Annotated in this window: 8 protein-coding genes and 2 pseudogenes; 5 read left to right on the top strand and 5 right to left on the bottom strand. The window is 44.3% G+C overall.

The annotated features are described in order from the left end of the window. Positions 1-4: 4 nt before the first annotated feature. The 3 genes from accC to KW136_RS01625 all read left to right on the top strand — a co-directional run bounded on the left by accC (position 5) and on the right by KW136_RS01625 (position 4090). Entirely contained in the window at positions 5-1351 is a 1347-nt protein-coding gene (gene accC / locus KW136_RS01635) for an acetyl-CoA carboxylase biotin carboxylase subunit (protein ID WP_216796691.1), read from the top strand. A 24-nt stretch (positions 1352-1375) separates the two neighbouring features. Further along, entirely contained in the window at positions 1376-2278 is a 903-nt protein-coding gene (gene prmA, locus KW136_RS01630) for a 50S ribosomal protein L11 methyltransferase (RefSeq protein WP_216796690.1), read from the top strand. 873 nt (positions 2279-3151) lie between these two features. Then, complete coding sequence (locus tag KW136_RS01625) at positions 3152-4090, top strand: carbohydrate kinase family protein (protein ID WP_216796688.1); 939 nt, start codon at positions 3152-3154, stop codon at positions 4088-4090. Between the two features lie 1008 nt (positions 4091-5098). Here the strand turns inward: KW136_RS01625 and KW136_RS01620 are convergent. Both KW136_RS01620 and KW136_RS01615 read right to left on the bottom strand, forming a co-directional pair. Continuing rightward, entirely contained in the window at positions 5099-6262 is a 1164-nt protein-coding gene (locus KW136_RS01620) for a ribonucleotide-diphosphate reductase subunit beta (RefSeq protein WP_320412901.1), read from the bottom strand. 376 nt (positions 6263-6638) lie between these two features. Then, a pseudogene (locus tag KW136_RS01615) lies at positions 6639-9461 on the bottom strand (ribonucleoside-diphosphate reductase subunit alpha); the annotation flags it as partial. 1671 nt (positions 9462-11132) lie between these two features. On the opposite strand from KW136_RS01615, the gene ffh reads away from it, so the two are divergent. Beyond that, positions 11133-12497 carry a signal recognition particle protein gene (ffh, locus tag KW136_RS01610; protein WP_216796684.1) on the top strand — a complete coding sequence of 455 codons (1365 nt, stop codon included), beginning with the start codon at positions 11133-11135 and terminating at the stop codon, positions 12495-12497. Between the two features lie 345 nt (positions 12498-12842). Here ffh and KW136_RS01605 read toward each other — a convergent pair whose 3' ends face one another. Both KW136_RS01605 and KW136_RS01600 read right to left on the bottom strand, forming a co-directional pair. Continuing rightward, positions 12843-13439, bottom strand: coding sequence for a MarC family protein (locus KW136_RS01605; protein ID WP_216796683.1), 597 nt, complete (start codon positions 13437-13439; stop codon positions 12843-12845). A gap of 11 nt (positions 13440-13450) precedes the next feature. Beyond that, complete coding sequence (locus tag KW136_RS01600; RefSeq protein WP_216797406.1) at positions 13451-15187, bottom strand: proline--tRNA ligase; 1737 nt, start codon at positions 15185-15187, stop codon at positions 13451-13453. A gap of 114 nt (positions 15188-15301) precedes the next feature. Between KW136_RS01600 and KW136_RS01595 the strand changes: the two are divergent. Continuing rightward, positions 15302-15832 (top strand): annotated as a pseudogene (locus KW136_RS01595) (RNA pyrophosphohydrolase); the annotation flags it as partial. An 865-nt stretch (positions 15833-16697) separates the two neighbouring features. Here KW136_RS01595 and proB read toward each other — a convergent pair. After that, positions 16698-17816, bottom strand: coding sequence for a glutamate 5-kinase (gene proB / locus KW136_RS01590; RefSeq protein ID WP_216796679.1), 1119 nt, complete (start codon positions 17814-17816; stop codon positions 16698-16700). Between the last annotated feature and the right edge of the window lie 48 nt (positions 17817-17864).

Raw genomic sequence — 17864 nt, 5'->3', positions numbered from 1 at the left:
GCTAATGTTTGAGAAAATACTCATTGCTAATCGCGGCGAGATTGCATTACGCATTCAGCGCGCATGTCGCGAACTTAGCGTTAAAACGGTTGTTATTTATTCAGAGATCGATAAAGAAGCAAAGTACGTACGTCTTGCTGACGAGGCGGTTTGCATTGGACCAGCCTCATCGAACCTAAGCTATCTAAACATGCCTGCACTTATTAGTGCAGCAGAAGTAACCGATGCTGAAGCGATTCATCCGGGCTATGGTTTTCTATCCGAGAATGCTGACTTTGCTGAGCGAGTCGAGCAGTCCGGCTTCACGTTTATTGGACCACGACCAGAAACTATTAGGCTTATGGGCGATAAGGTTAGCGCCAAACAAACGATGATTAAGGCAGGAGTGCCATGCGTTCCTGGTTCAGAGGGCGTTTTACCAGACGATCCGAAAGAAATCGTTAAGATCGCACGCTCAATTGGTTATCCGGTTATTATTAAAGCGGCTGGCGGTGGTGGGGGGCGCGGTATGAGAGTTGTACATACGGAAGCAGCACTTGTCAACGCTGTCAACATGACGCGTGAAGAAGCTAGTAGGGCCTTCAGCAACCCTCAAGTCTACATGGAAAAATTCCTAGAGAATCCTCGTCATATCGAGATCCAGGTACTAGCCGACTCATTTAAAAACGCAGTCTGGCTTGGCGAGCGCGACTGCTCCATGCAGCGGCGCCATCAAAAGATAATTGAAGAAGCACCGGCGCCCCATATCGCACGCAGGTTAATCGACCGGATCGGCGATCGTTGCGCAGAGGCATGCAAAAAAATGGGCTACCTAGGTGCAGGCACGTTCGAGTTTTTGTATGAGAATAACGAATTTTATTTCATTGAAATGAATACTCGTCTCCAAGTTGAGCACCCAGTGACAGAACTAATTACAGGAGTAGATATTGTTCAGGAGCAAATCTGCATCGCAGCAGGTGAGAAATTATCAATACGACAACGCGATATCGTATTCCGTGGTTATGCAATAGAATGCCGTATTAATGCGGAAGATCCCTTCAAGTTTACACCATCGCCAGGACGAATTACATCATGGCATGCGCCCGGTGGACCTGGTATTCGGGTTGACTCGCATGCGTATAATGGTTATTGTGTACCCCCGAACTATGATTCGATGATTGGAAAAATCATTGCGTACGGTGCAACTCGAGAACAAGCAATCAACCGTATGCGTATTGCGTTATCTGAGGTGGTAGTCGAAGGCATTCAGACGAATATTCCGTTACACCGGGAATTGATTCTAGATGCCAAGTTTGTCCAAGGAGGCACTAGCATTCATTACCTTGAAGCTAAATTAGCTACTAAGCAGTAAGCTGCCTCTAATAGGCGTATAAATATGAACTATCGCGAAATTATCTTAGAAATTGATCGCGATAACACCGAGGCTTTGTCAAACGCATTACTCGAGCTAGGCGTTTTGTCGGTTTGTATTGAAGATGCGGATGCAGAAATGCCGCATGAACAGGCGTTGTTTAGTGAATCGGGATTCGTAACAGATCAGATCGCCTGGATGCGCTCTCGAGTAATTTCAATGCTTAGGCCACAACAAGATCCTGCGGTTTTGTTGGCAGCAGCCGCGAATAAAGCCTCCCTACCCACGTGCCCAGTCTTTACTACTCGCGATCTTCCTGAGCAGGATTGGGTTCGTTTTATGCAATCTTACATAGAGCCGATTCATATCGGTCATCGGATTTGGGTTATGCCATCATGGAATAATACTCAAAAAAAAGACGCTATAGTACTGGAACTTGACCCAGGGCTAGCTTTTGGAACTGGTAGCCATCCGACTACGCGTCTATGCATGGAATGGATCGAGCAGCACGTGCGGGACGGAGATTCTCTGCTAGACTATGGATGTGGTTCTGGCATCCTAGCAATACTTGCATTTAAGTGCGGTGCTTCTCCAGTTGTAGGAATCGATACCGATCCACAGGCTGTTGAGCTGGCTCAGCTCAACAGTGAGCGCAATCATGTCCGGATCTCGTATGGACTTCCATGCGAGTGCCATGAAAACGAATTAGATGTAGTTATCGCTAATATACTGGCCAATCCGCTAAAGCTAATGGCTCCGATGCTAACCTCCAGGGTAAAGCCGGGAGGGAGACTTGTGCTATCCGGCATACTAACTTGCCAAGTAGATTCAGTCGTAGCAGCTTATACGGGCCATATAGAGCTTGCCGTATGGCGAGAATGTAATGGATGGGTTTGTTTAGCCGGCAGACGCCCAACAATTAACTAGCGTAGTATGTAGTCTTATACTATCACAGTAATCTGTTAACCAAAAACTAGACACCAATATCCAGTTTCGTTTCAGTATTGTCTACCGTTGTAGCACCGCTAAATTATAGCGCTAAAGCTTAATATATTATAGCTATAATTAGGCAATCTTTAACGATGAGAGCTAAAAAATTAGGCCCTAATACCTGCGATAGGAGCATACAGCTCTAAATATATAACAGTCCATGCGAGACACCGAGCCTGCTTACCGAGAACAAACCATAGATATTACCTACGTATATATCAGCCCCTAACTTTTAGGGTATGCACCCTAGCGCATCTAGCTTACTTGGACTATTTTATTTATTTTGAATACGGAGCAGTAATATAAACAAGAATAAGCGCTTATTTATATTAAGTTGTTATTATAAAGTATTGATAGTCTAGTAATAGAACTTACCTATTTTAGGGTATGTGATTCATCACTATAACACCACTCGAGTTATACTCGCCTATCTAGCTCTGTAACTATATTATTAGTTAGAGGCAGTGGTATCAAGTCACGATGAGGTGAATAAAATACGCCAGTTCTAAAAAGCTGTTATGGAAATAAAGACTAATTCACAGTTTGTATTAGTGTATTCCACGATTAAACGCATTAAAAGTATGATAAAAGCCTAAAACTCTAAACTTGTAAACTCACTACCTAACCTGGTCATACAAGCTACCTATCCCTTAGAACATCTTAAGTACCTGAATAAACTCTATACCGCCCCTCTATCGCGGCGAGAGCCCTTTAATATCGAAGCTTACAAAAAGCGTATTGTGTCCAGGGAAAGTACGCATCTGAATATCGCCGGATCCGGCACTGAATTAATAATAAGGAATCACTACTGTGGCTACGCTAATTTGTGGTTCTCTTGCGTACGACAATATCATGACGTTCGAAGGACACTTTCGTGAGCATATCTTGCCTGATCAAATTCACATTCTAAATGTAAGCTTTCTCGCTCCCTCTATGCACCGTGAATTTGGCGGCTGCGCTGGAAATATTGCATACGGCCTCAAGTTGCTTGGTAGTGATCCGCTAATCATGGCGACAGTCGGGGCGATCGACGCTCAATGCTACCTAGATCGACTTGACTCACTGAGTATATGCCGTGATTGCGTGCGCGTGCTACCTGATACGTACACAGCACAGGCCATGATAACCACCGACCGGGAAAATAATCAGATTACTGTATTTCATCCTGGGGCTATGCTATTCAGTCACCTGAACCATATCGACGACGCTCAAAATATCACGCTCGGAATTGTCGCGCCGGATAGCGCACAAGGTATGTATGAGCATGCCAAGCAATTTGCGCGAGCGGATATTCCGTTCATGTTTGATCCAAGTCAAGGATTGCCAATTTTAAATGGCGATCAGTTACGCCAAATAATTGAACTCGCAACCTATGTTTCAGTTAATGCTTTTGAAGCAAAACTCTTAAGCAAAAAGACAGGTTGGTCTATAACCAACATCGCACGGCTCGTCGACGCCCTAATTATCACACGCGGCGCACAGGGGGCGACAATTTATCATAGAAACAGCATCGAAGCTATTCCGGTCGTGCCTGCAGAACGGATTGTCGAACCTACTGGTTGTGGTGATGCTTTTAGAAGCGGATTACTCTATGGCATCGAAAAAGGGTTAGACTGGTCTACTACCGGACGCTTAGCAAGCTTGATGGGCTCAATCAAGATTGAGCATCAAGGACCACAAACCTACGTGTTAAATCAAATAGAAATTAGGGACCGGTTCGAAACCGTATTTAACTATCGATTATTCTAATCGCTAGTAGTTTGCTGAAACAGCAAATACAATGCTTATATCTCTGGGCTCTTCTTTGCCCCTTGATTAAACCTACTTTATATCTGCTAGCTCGTTTAATATAATATGTACATTACGGCGCCTGGTGCAGACCACTATATAATAAAATACCGCTAAATGTTAGATGCTTAGTTAGGTTCTTTAACACAGTGTCGGGTAGGTTTATATTAGAAACAATAGATTTTAGCGCTTAATTGGCGTTAGGGATGCAGTAGCAATCAATGATTTTAAAAAAGTCTGTTATCTTTTACAGCCCGTATATTACGATACTGATTAAAAACAGTGATATGGACTTGATTACCTGACCTATACCACATAGTTAATAATTGGTAGTATGCTCTATACGGGCAACTGCGTCCGGTTTCCGCTCGCAGGTAATATCACTTGCGATATGTATAACAGAAACATCTTAGATAGAGCAATATAGGATCTACTATTTTAATAAAATTGATTATGGATGGCTTCCAGTTGGGAATGGCCATGCCGCAGTCGGATTCAACGTAGTTTGAACTGTTGTCGTATTAGGCTGAATAATTGGTGCCCTTTTTTCAGGTGAAGACTTTTTAATCAGAGTTTCTTGGGACAGTATCGGCTTTTTTATAGTGCTCTTTATAGTGCTCTTTTCAGCCGACGCTGATTTTTTTTGAGCTATGACTTTCTTTAAAGCAAACATTTTTTACTTTATATCCAAATAGGAGTTACAACAACTTTTATTGCTCTTTTCTAGGACTACCTTAAACGCGGTAATTGCATGACAGATTATTTGTCATCATGTGCACTTTTTGCATTTCGCTTTCGCATTGAGCATATACCCACTAGGATGTATGGTTATGATCACTATTAGTAATATTTAAGTAGTCTGCGGCACTATACCGGGTTTTAGGAAGTGAGTTTGCCTGTTGTATCAAAAAGTTTGTATAGTGTTGTTCCTGCTATCTCTCACTGTATTCTAGATTATTTACTAGCATATTATTCCCAGCTTAGGGCGCCACCCGTTTGGTACTCGAACACTCGTGTCTCAAAAAAGTTTCGCTCTTTCTTTAAATCAATCATCTCGCTCATCCATGGAAAAGGATTTTCTTCACTTGGGAACAAGTGTTCTAAACCAATCTGCTGACACCGGCGATTACAGATAAAGCGTAAATAACTTTTAGACATCTCAGCGTTTAATCCTAGCACGCCGCGCGGCATCGTGTCCTCTGCATATTGACACTCGAGCTTGACTGCATGCTTGAATAAGCTACGAATCTCTTCGCAAAATTTTAAAGTCCATAAATTTGGATTCTCAAGTTTGATTTGGTTAATTAAATCGATACCAAAGTTGCAATGCATTGACTCATCACGAAGGATATACTGATACTGCTCAGCAGCACCAGTCATTTTATTCTGTCGACCTAACCCCAGTATTTGCGTGAACCCGACGTAAAAGAATAGACCCTCCATAAGGCATGCGAAAACGATTAACGACTTTAGCAGCTCTTGGTCTGCTGCGAGCGTTCCAGTCTTGAATGATGGGTCGGTTAGTGTATAAATAAATGGAATTAGAAATTCGTCCTTCGCATAGATCGATGGCACTTCACGGTACGCATTAAAGATTTCGCCCTCATCTAAGCCAAGTGACTCGACGATGTATTGGTACGCGTGCGTATGGATAGCCTCCTCGAATGCCTGTCGTAGCAGGAACTGTCGGCATTCTGGGGCGGTAATATGACGATATGTGCCAAGCACGATATTATTAGCCGCAAGTGAATCAGCTGTAACGAAAAAACCTAAATTGCGCTTAACAATGCGACGCTCATCGTCGGTTAAACCGCCCGGATCCTTCCAAAGCGCAATGTCTCGGGACATATCAATTTCCTGCGGCATCCAGTGGTTTGCACAGCCAGCAAGGTACTTTTCCCACGCCCATTTATACTTGAATGGCACGAGTTGATTAACATCTGTCTTACCATTAATAATTCGCTTGTCAGTTACGTTCACGCGCGCTCTAGGTAGGGGCGTTGAAGACGATACGTTAGGTTTCTGGCCCAGTGTAATAGTAGCATCGCTCCTCAAGAGATCCTCTGCTTGAGATGGCGTACTAGAAGCTTGCGCTTTGTACCTGGTAGACGTTTCTACAGCTCCGGCAGCCATTGTTTTTCTCGCTGTAGGTTGCATAACATCATTCGTGAAAATTTTCGCAGCAATTGGATTATTCCAGTGGGGCATAGGTTTTACTATTAATTTTGATCGGGTTATACCAACTTTGAACTTTCAATAAAAGGTCTACTGACAAAAACGCTTTTTTATTATCTTCCATGAAGACCTTCATGCAATACTTAATCTTTAAGGCTTTAGCATCTCTCTCTCTTTTACTCCGGTCAGTGCAGCGCAGTACACCCCCTGTGTTGCATGCCTATTCACCGAGCGTTCTATATACACACCGTGTGCATATGAAGTAATCTTTAGGCGCTTTACTATAGGCCGTATTAGTATCAGCAACACGCTTATGAATACTGCTAATATATTATTATTGGCAGGACTCGCACTCATCAAACCCTATATCGCCAGGACTCAGAATACAGACCTGAGCCGCGATCTCATCATGTGATCTCGAATCGATAGGCATACACATATCGGTATAACGCGCCGACGCACTAGATCGAACTGCATTAAGTGCGCCGTGTGTAACCGTCGATTTCTCGACGTGCGTCGCAGCGAGTGTGCGCAAGTAGTACGTCGTTTTTAGACCACGTAGCCAGGCTAGCTTATAGATTTCCTCTAGCTTTTTACCTGAAGCACTAGCCATATAGATATTTAAAGATTGCGCTTGATCGATCCACTTCTGCCGGCGCGCTGCTGCTTCGACGAGCCACTTAGGGTCTACTTCAAATGCGGTTGCATATGTCTCACGAAGATCTATAGGAATACGATCGATACGCGCCAGAGATCCATCGAAATACTTCAAATCAGCTACCATTACCTCATCCCAAAGCCCGCGCGATTTTAGGTCCCGCACTAAGTATCCATTAATGACCGTGAATTCGCCTGACAAGTTCGATTTTACATATAGGTTCTGGAATGTTGGCTCGATACACGCAGACACGCCAACAATATTAGAGATTGTCGCAGTCGGCGCGATTGCAACACAGTTCGAGTTTCGAATACCATGTATGGTAATGCGCTCGCGTAGCGCGTTCCAGTCCATCGTCTCAGACGAGTCTACCTCGACATAGCCGCCACGCGAATTAGCGAGTAGTTGTAGTGTGTCCTGCGGGAGAATTCCGCGATCCCATAGCGAGCCTCGGTAAGACGAGTAGCGTCCGCGCTCGCTTGCTAATTCAACAGACGCCCAATATGCGTAGTAGCAGACGGCCTCCATTGAGCGATCTGCGAATTCTACCGCCCTCTGCGACGCATAGGGCGTACGTAGCAGGTGCAAACAGTCCTGGAATCCCATGATGCCTATCCCGACTGGCCGATGTCTCAAATTCGAATTTCGCGCCTTATCAACCGCGTAATAATTAATATCGATAACATTATCAAGCATGCGCATTGCAACGCTGATCGTACGTTTGAGCTTATCATGGTCTAGTATATAGCTGCCGTCTAGGCTCTGCTTCATATGTGCTACTAGATTGACCGAGCCGAGATTGCAGACAGCAATCTCGCTATCGCTTGTATTTAACGTGATTTCAGTACAGAGGTTCGAGGAATGAACGATGCCTACATGCTGTTGTGGTGAGCATACATTACATGGATCCTTAAATGTAATCCATGGGTGACCGGTCTCAAATAACATCCCAAGCATCTTACGCCATAGCTGTACGGCCGGGATCCTCTTAAATAACTTTAGTTCGCCGCACAAGGCTCTTTCTTCATATGCGATATATGCCCTCTCAAACTCAATACCGAATTTATCATGAAGATCTGAGCAGGTTGACGGCGAAAATAGTGTCCAGTCGCCCCCCTCAATTACCCTCCTCATAAATAAATCTGGGATCCAGTTTGCGGTGTTCATATCGTGCGTACGTCGGCGATCGTCTCCGGTATTCTTGCGTAGTTCTAGAAACTCTTCAATATCCAGATGCCAAGTTTCAAGATATACGCATACTGCGCCCTTACGCTTGCCACCTTGATTAACAGCAACTGCCGTATCGTTAACAACCTTCAGAAATGGAACTACGCCTTGTGACTTTCCGTTAGTGCCCTTAATAGGGGAGCCAAGCGCACGCACGCGAGTCCAGTCGTTTCCAAGCCCGCCAGCAAACTTAGATAGGAGTGCGTTTTCTTTTAGTGCTTCGTATATACCATCTAGATCATCTGAAACGGTTGTTAAGTAACATGACGACATTTGTGAGCGGCGCGTACCAGAATTAAATAGCGTTGGGGTCGAGCTCATGAAATCAAATGTCGATAGTACGTTATAGAACGAGATCGCCCTTGCCTCGCGGTCGGTCTCGTTTAGCGCCAGACCCATAGCTACCCGCATGAAAAACGCCTGCGGCATTTCAATGCGCTCCCCATCTACGTGCAAGAAATAACGGTCATACAGCGTCTGTAGACCGAGATAGCTAAATTTTAGATCACGTGACGCATCTAATGCATTAGCTAGCTGTTTGAGATCGAACTGCAGTAACTGCTCGTCGAGTAACTCGGCCTTGACCCCTCGCCTCAAGAACTGCGAGAAGTATTCCGCATACCGCCCCTCCATCTCAGATTGCAAAACCTCTTCGCCAAGAACCTCGCGACGGATCATATGCAACAGTAGCCTAGCAGCAACCTGACTATAGGCCGGCTCTTTCTCAATCATTGTACGCGCGGCAAGGATTGCTGAGTTATAAACTCTCGTCAATGGGACGCCGTCATAAAGATTTTTAATCGTTTCAGCAATAACCGACTCCGCACTAACCACATCGCCGAATCCGTCACAGGCCGCGGTGATCACATGACATAAGACAGTAAGATCTAATGGACGCATAACACCGTTATCGATAACGCTTAACCCTCCTTGCACCGGTTTCTGTTCCACTTTATACGTACGCTCTGCAGCGCGTTTCTCTCGATATAGCACGTAGGCGCGAGCAACATTGTGCTCGCCAGCGCGCATCAACGCGAGTTCGACCTGGTCTTGAATATCCTCTATATGGAACGTGCCGCCATTCGGCCGGCTGCGAATAAGTGCGCATATAAGCCTATTCGTTAGCGTCTCAATTAATTCTCGCACACGTGTCGACGTGGCACCTTGGTCGCCATTAACAGCAATAAAAGCCTTGCTTACTGCGATCGTGATCTTAGATGGCTCGAACGACATTACGCTCCCGTTTCGGCGAATAACTTTATAGTTAGTAAACTTCGTCTGAGGTGGTAATGAGCTCGACTCATATAAAATGGTGTCGCTATACGGCAAGCCAGCTGCGGCATCAGGATGATGGGACATAGCGTTCTCGTTGTATGGGCAAAACTCCTAATCTTATCTTGTGCGGTGGAATCTGTATGCCTAGAACGAATAAGGCGTGGCCCGGCGTATTGCCACAGTACCACCCTATAAAACGATATTAGAGGAAAGTAATGCGCTGGAATTACCGTAGATACAGCATTACAAAATACACAATATCTAGTGTATTAGATACAAATACACACTAACTATAGTGTAAATCTATACTAGATTCCACGAATAAATTTTCGGGTGCTAACCGAAAATTTAAGAATTCCTAATATGATTGCAAGTATATTCTACGCACAAGTTTAGAGACGCTATATGCCTAAGTATCGCAGCATGGACCCTACGCGAAATATATTCACAAACATCGCTAATAGCGCTGTTTACATATATAACTGATGCTCTAGTTGAGTAGATCTAGGTAATACCCACATAACCGGCTAGTGATGATTAGATAGCCATCATATGGCACTACACAGAATCGCGTTAGTGTATATTGTATTTGAGTTGTTTCGACAATTGCTTATTTAGGCTTTCTAGTGTGATACCAAAAAAGCTCATAACAACACTCTGTGGATAACGAAACTGAGCACCTAGCATAGCGTGCTCATACGTAAGCCTACATATGTAGCGAAATGAAGTTATTTAAGGAAAATACCTGATTAATTTCTGTAGGATGAGAACCAGGATCTCTACCTACCTTCATTCTATAAAAACAGAATAGCGAGATAAAAATCTAAATAGGATATGAATCATAATAAACCTCCCAAATATAAAGAGGGCTGTATAGATTAGATACAGCATATGACTATGCTACATTATAACGATAGTTTATGCATGTAGCATGTAGCCTTCGGTATAAAGTAACGTCGCGCTATATAAGCGCATAGCGCTGGCGTAAACGATGTAATCACTTTATGCCGTGCTGCTTGACTATGCTAACTATATCGGCGATAGCTTAGCAGTAATATCTAGAATATAAGTCAAATGACGATAAAACATTGAATCCACTCGATAAGTAGTCGCATATGAGTACCTGACCCGAGGCGTATGGAAATGCCACAAAATGCATATGAGCAGCACTTAAACATCAGCACTAGGCTTGCAGAAATGCAGCAATCGCTAGTAATCTATATACGCCGGCCGCTCTTAGATAGAGCAGCCGGCGTATAGGTATCCTGCGCCACCGAATAAAAGCTGTATTAGCATAGCAACGTAAGCAATTACGCATGGATAGTAATTTCAAACCTATCGAGCTGGAAAAGTAAATTTTAGGGATATAAACACCCTAGACGAATCACGGTATTAACGACAATGTATATACAAAGCGAACTACCTCCTATCAGCTAGGAAAATTGGCATATGCAGACGCGCCCATAGTGTTTATTAGATGGGTAATGTCAACACTGCGATATTAAAAGGATGGTAAGCGCGTACAGTACAATGCGTACTGTCATTTAGTTTACAGCAGAACTCTGCTGTTGATTCAAATCTTGTTTCCCTTGTAGATTTTAATACATAAGGACCAAAATATCCGTTTGGTCTCTAATCGCCCCCCCCGGCAAACTACACATAATTTTTATGCTCGACAACCTTACACAGCGTATGGCACGCGTCATGAAGACGCTGCGTGGCGAAGCCCGGCTCACCGAGCCTAACATACAAGAAATGCTACGCACGGTGCGCCTGGCACTGCTTGAAGCAGATGTTGCCCTGCCGGTAATACAAGAATTTATTACAAAGATCCGTGAAAAAGCACTTGGTGAGGAGGTAATTAGCAGTTTTACGCCCGGACAGATGCTGGTGAGTATTGTGCAACGCGAACTAACCATGCTAATTGGTGGTTGCTACGATAGCAAGGCGGCTGAGCTGAACCTAGCGGTCACGCCGCCGGCTGTGATCTTGATTGTAGGTCTTCAGGGCGCTGGAAAGACTACTACAGTTGGAAAGTTAGCCAAACTTTTACGTGAGAAACAAAAGAAGAAAGTCTTAACTATGTCGTGCGACGTATACAGGCCAGCGGCAATTTCGCAGCTGAAGATCGTCACTGAGCAGGTCGGTGCAGATTTCTTCCCATCCCAACAAAATCAAAAACCATTAGATATTGCGCAAGATGCATTAGACTGGGCCAAGCGACACTACTATGACATACTAATTGTAGATACAGCAGGTCAGCTCGGCATCGATGACAAATTAATGCAAGAAATTGCTCAGTTATACGCTAAGCTTAAGCCAGCAGAAGCATTATTTGTTATAGATGCAATGCTTGGACAAGATGCGATTAATACTGCGAAGGTATTCAATGATGCACTACAGCTCACTGGTATTGTACTAACTAAGCTAGATGGCGACTCTCGCGGCGGTGCGGCGCTGTCGGTCCGGTACGTAACCGGACAGCCAATTAAGTTTATTGGTGTTGGTGAAAAGCTTAACGACCTAGAGATATTCTACCCTGAAAGAATGGCTAATAGGATCTTAGGCATGGGAGATATTCTGGGGCTAGTCGAAGGAGCGCAGTTTACTGTAGATGCGCAAGCTGCTAAAACACTCGCTAAGAAAGTAAAAAAAGGAGGTGTTTTCGACTTGAATGATTTCCGAGCCCAGCTGTCACAAATGAAAAAAATAGGCGGCTTCTCGACGCTAATAAAAAAGCTACCAGCGCAATTTCAGCAGTCTGCTAGTAATAGCGACATGTCTCAAGTTGAGAAACATATACGCCGTATGGAAGGTATCATCACTTCAATGACGCCCGCCGAACGCGCAAAACCCGAATTAATAAAAGCTAGCAGAAAACGCCGAATTTCTACTGGTGCCGGCGTGCAAATACAAGAGGTAAACCGGATGCTCAGCCAGTTTGAACAGATGCGCAGTATGATGAAGAAGCTACAGGGTGGTAGCTTATCTAAGACAATAAGAAATATGACAGGAATAATGCCGGCTAGATAGTACTTACTATACATTAATCTGCCGACACCTGTTCTATCACAAGCTTTCATGTTTCTGAAATACATATTCCCCATTATAATTGCCGGGGTCTAAAGGAATTGACAAACTCTCACGGTATTTAAAGATTAAAAATCGCTATGGCTCTGTAGTTGTACAGATATTGACCATAGTAAGGTTTTTTATGTTTTACTACTGTATTAAGATTACAGCCTTACAGGCAATAATGTTACCAGCATATAGAATATGTTGAATTAAGTAAAAGCTATATTCAGTTGCCGCTTAATATACACTAGTTAAATGATGACAACTAAATCCTATGCTGTTAGCCGTCGGGGCAGCTTAGCCTTAAAGCTGTCGCATAAAGATCCGAATACCTTCTAGAATCATCTCTACGGAAATTCCAACCAATACGAGTCCCATTAACCGCTCGAACGCAGTAACAGTTGGCGCACCGAGCCATCTCTGAATCTTATCAGCTAGAAGTAGCACAATTGCGCATACGGCCATCGTTACGGTAAGCGCACTAATCCATTCAAGCATTTTCCCGGGTGCTTGCGACGTTAGTAACATAACAGTTGCAATAGCCGAGGGCCCAGCTAGTGCTGGAATTGCAAGCGGTACAATCAGTGGCTCTCCCAGAGGTTCACTGCCTAGTGGACCTTCTGCGTGCGGAAAGATCATCCGAAGTGCAATCAGAAATAATACGATCCCACCGGCTAGCCTCAGTGAAAGATCTGTAAGGTGCATCATACTCAGGAATGTATGGCCTGCGATCATAAATACGAGCAGAATAATAAACGCAATCGCCACTTCACGTAAGATTACCTTTGGGCGCCGTTCTAGTGCAACATTTCTCAGTACATTAATAAAGAGTGGAATATTACCTAATGGATCTGTAATCAGGATTAGCAGGACTGTCACAGATAGAAATGTGTATTGCATGGCGTGTTCCGTCAGTGTACTAGTGCCGAACACACCCGCTCGACTACCCAGGGTGCTGCCTGTTTAAGTGGTAATAGCGTTGGCTCCGCATCGCGTCGACCCTGGTATTCTATTTTCTTATCCCTGAGACTGCGCTCGCCGATTACAAGCCGGTGAGGTATGCCAATTAATTCCCAGTCTACAAACATCACGCCTGGACGCTCACCACGATTATCTAGGATCACTTCAATGCCCGAGTCGAGTAGTTCGTTATAGAGCTGGTTCGCCTGCTTTCGCACTGCGTCGTTACGTTTATAATCTATAGGGCATAGAACTAGATGAAATGGCGCAATAGCTTCAGGCCAAATAATGCCGCGCTCATCAAAGTTTTGCTCAATCGCGGCACTCAGAATCCGAGTGATACCGATTCCATAGGAACCCATTGTCATTGGTGTCGGCTTACCATTTTCATCTAAGAATATGGCGCCCATAGATTTTGAGTATTTAGTGCCAAGCTGAAAGACATGTCCGACCTCTATGCCACGGCATAGATTTAGTTCGCCATAGCCATCTGGTGATGGGTCACCTTTTCTTACATTTCTTAAGTCTGCTACTTTTGGTAGAGGCAAGTCTCGCCCCCAGTTCACTCCTGTTATGTGGCAATTCATCTCGTTCGAGCCGATTACAAAGTCGCTCATGTTTGCTACGGTTCGATCGGCTACTACTTTTACCGGCTTTCGTGTGTTTAGCGGCCCCAAATAGCCAGGCGGTACGCCGAACCAATTAAAGATCTCTTTCTCGGTAGCGAAGCGATAATCGGCTAGACCCGGTATCTTTTTAGTCTTAGTTTTGTTGAGTTCATGGTTGCCTTGCAAGAGTAGTAACCAAATTGTTGGGTCGGCACCCTCATTATCTACAGCCAGTACGATCGACTTGATTATTCTCTCCAATGTAATACCAAGGTAATCAGCTACCTCCTCGCATTTTACTTTGCCTGGTGTAGATTTCTTAGTTAGCGGCTCACTCGGAGCCGCTCGCGACTCGATTAACGATACAGCTTCAGCTGCCTCGATATTGGCAGCATAGTCCGAGCTAGGGCAATATGCAATAACATCCTCGCCAGTTGCAGCGATTACATGGAATTCGTGGGATTGAGTGCCTCCGATCGAGCCGTTGTCAGCCGCTACCACACGGAACTCCAGCCTAAGATGGGTGAAGATTCTCATGTACGCGTCGTACATCTTCTGATAAGAGAGCTGCAATCCCGCATGGTCTCGGTCAAATGAGTACGCGTCCTTCATGATAAACTCCCGCCCCCGAATTACTCCGAACCTAGGGCGAATTTCATCTCGGAACTTAGTTTGTACCTGATAAAAATTTATAGGTAACTGGCGGTAGCTTTTAATCTCCCTTCGAGCGAGATCAGTAACTACCTCTTCATGTGTCGGTCCAACAACGAAGTTTCGGTCATATCGATCTTTTACACGCAGCAGTTCGGGTCCATATTGCTCCAAGCGTCCAGATTCGTGCCATAGCTCAGCCGGCTGCACTGCGGGCATCAACAGCTCAATCGCTCCCGTGCGGTTCATCTCTTCACGAATAATAGCCTCTACCTTGCGAATTGAACGCAACCCAATTGGCATATAGTTGTAGATACCGCCAGCAATGCGGCGAATCATCCCCGCCCTAACCATCAGTTGATGACTGATAATCTCGGCATCGGCCGGCGCTTCCTTCAACGTGCTGATGAAAAAACGCGAAGCTTTCATTCTTGATGGGTTTCCAAAACGAAGGCTCAAGCACACCCATTTTTATGTTGGGTCGCACAGCGCCTATGAACTGTTTATAATTAGAACAATTTTAAAGGATTTTAAGGTGATTGTATGCTGGATTGTGAAGGCTTTCGCCCGAACGTCGGCATCCTCCTCTTGAACACAAGTAATAAGGTGTTTTGGGGCAAACGACTACATGAACATTCCTGGCAATTTCCTCAAGGAGGTATTAAGTACGGCGAAACACCACTAAAAGCAATGTTTAGGGAGTTATACGAAGAAACTGGTTTAAGACCTGAGCATGTTAAAGTTATGGGTCGAACCCGAAATTGGTTACGTTACGAAGTGCCAGACAAATATATTAGACGAGAGGTCCGCGGGCATTATCGTGGACAAAAGCAGCTGTGGTTTTTATTGCGAATGAGCGGGCGAGACTGCGATATCCACCTACGCGCAACCACTCATCCGGAGTTCGACGCATGGCGCTGGAGTAATTACTGGGTACCGTTAGATACGGTAATCGAATTCAAAAGAGATGTATATCAGATGGCTTTAACTGAGCTTTCTAGCTGCCTACAAAGAAAGCCTATACGCTACGGGGCTATGCCTCACATTATGAAGGACACCATTTACAGTCGAATATAAGATTAATAATAATACTAATTCAGAGGGCACGTTTAAACTCCGGGCCTGATCTAGAACGAGAGACTACCATAGTACTGCGTATCTCTATCATAGATCCTATCAAGGTCAAGCCAAAATTATAACTGCTATGAGTTTACTAAATCAGTACAGTACGACTATTGATACTATTGGTCGTAGTGAGGAGACTCAATTGTAGAAAATGACTAAGTAAAATTATGCCTTGCTCTTAAGCATAAAACCTAAGTCTGAGTATTCCTATTGAAATGCTATCACCCATTTTCTATCTATCACACCGAAATGCTGCATAGGCGTGTGCTTATCTCGCTGGAATAAAGAGTTAAAATCAAGCAAGACTTTATCTACTCACCACTTGAACTATATTAAACACTAGATTCAGCTAAGACTGGTGAAGGTTTATGCATATTAGCGCATTACGCCTTCTAGGCCACTTAGAGGCTCTTTCGAAATAATTAAGAGAGCTGTATAGGTACCGAGGGATAGCGCGCTGTACGCTTATGATTATACGCCTGTAGTGTATTACATATAATAATTATCCTGGTACTTCAGAGTCTATTAAATAGTTAATATGCAGCTGATAATAATAGGAAGATACTAAGGGGAGGATGCCTTAGTTGACCTACACGTAACGTATCGGAAGAGTTAGTTGAGAGCGCGTATCTTTTCTAGCGGCAATTTGCTTTCGCCCCCCCTTATATGTGCGGGAATAAATTCCAAAAAATATCTGTTACAAGTAAATTGCCACGTCACACGATTAATAGCAAACTGCTAAGGCAGTTCAGTCCTGTTATATGTATTATATTGTTCTACAATAGGCGGCTTCGTGCACTGTACCTAAATTAGACTAGAATATTACAAGGTTATTTCGATGGATGACTTCTGGCTCAAGCATATAACCAAGAATCAAGTTAATTTCTACGCTGGGATGACGGCTAATCATTTTCGTTTCGACGCTACTGTAGTTTGTCAATCCACGAGCTACCTCGTGGCCCGTTTCGTTTAAGCATGCAATTACTTCGCCCCGGGTAAAAATTCCTTGTACATCGACAATACCAACTGGTAACAGGCTTGTTCCACCAAAAGTTAACTTTTCGATCGCACCGGAATCAATGACTATATAACCGCGCACTTGTAGATGGTTTGCAATCCATTGCTTGCGCGAAGTAATGCGAGTAGTCTGTGCAGCAAGTTGGGTACCAATGAGCTCTGCCGCAGCTAGCCGGACTAGTACATTAGGTTCCCTACCACTCGCGATTATCGTGTCTGCTCCACTATATGCTGCGCGCTTAGCAGCCCGTATTTTAGTTAGCATTCCCCCCCGACCAATTCCTGTACTAGTGTTACCCGCTATTATTTCTAATGCCGGATCACCAGCATTAGCCTTTTTGACTAGCGTCGCAGAAGGATCCTTACGCGGATCGGCTGTGTATAAACCATGTTGGTCAGTCAGAATAACTAGCACATCTCCCTCAATTAAATTCGTAACTAATGCAGCTAATGTGTCATTATCTCCAAATTTAATTTCATCGGTGATAACCGTATCATTCTCATTAACAATTGGCACTACGCCAAGCTTAAGTAATGTGAGTAGCGTTGAACTCGCATTGAGGTACCGCTCTCGATCAATAAGGTCTGCGTGTGTAAGCAGGATCTGCGCCGTTCGGATTGAATATTTGGAAAAGTGACTTTCATAGACTTGTGCCAGCCCCATTTGGCCGACCGCTGCTGCAGCCTGTTGTTTGGCAATCTTATAGGGACGACGGCTCCAGCCTAGTCGTTGCATGCCTTCCGCGATTGCTCCAGAACTTACTAATACCACTTCTTTTCCCTGTTGACGCAACGTAGCTATTTGAGAAGCCCAGCACCTAATCGCGTTATGATCCAGCCCGCGTCCATTATTAGTTACTAAGCTTGAGCCTACTTTTACAATTAGCCGTCTTGCATTAGCAATGCTTGAATGCATCGTTCCGTTATCCTTACTCTCCCGTTTCGGAGCATGTTGTATATATTT

This window comes from Candidatus Vallotiella hemipterorum (genome assembly GCF_910593725.1).
Lineage (GTDB): Bacteria > Pseudomonadota > Gammaproteobacteria > Burkholderiales > Burkholderiaceae > Mycetohabitans > Mycetohabitans hemipterorum.
This window is presented reverse-complemented; position numbering and strand designations above follow the sequence as displayed.

Bases quoted from the DNA above. Each gene is read 5' to 3' on its own strand.
- accC (WP_216796691.1), top strand. From the start codon at position 5: ATGTTTGAGAAAATACTCATTGCTAATCGCGGCGAGATTGCATTACGC.
- prmA (WP_216796690.1), top strand. From the start codon at position 1,376: ATGAACTATCGCGAAATTATCTTAGAAATTGATCGCGATAACACCGAG.
- KW136_RS01620 (WP_320412901.1), bottom strand. From the start codon at position 6,262: ATGGCTGCCGGAGCTGTAGAAACGTCTACCAGGTACAAAGCGCAAGCT.
- ffh (WP_216796684.1), top strand. From the start codon at position 11,133: ATGCTCGACAACCTTACACAGCGTATGGCACGCGTCATGAAGACGCTG.
- KW136_RS01605 (WP_216796683.1), bottom strand. From the start codon at position 13,439: ATGCAATACACATTTCTATCTGTGACAGTCCTGCTAATCCTGATTACA.
- KW136_RS01600 (WP_216797406.1), bottom strand. From the start codon at position 15,187: ATGAAAGCTTCGCGTTTTTTCATCAGCACGTTGAAGGAAGCGCCGGCC.
- proB (WP_216796679.1), bottom strand. From the start codon at position 17,816: ATGCATTCAAGCATTGCTAATGCAAGACGGCTAATTGTAAAAGTAGGC.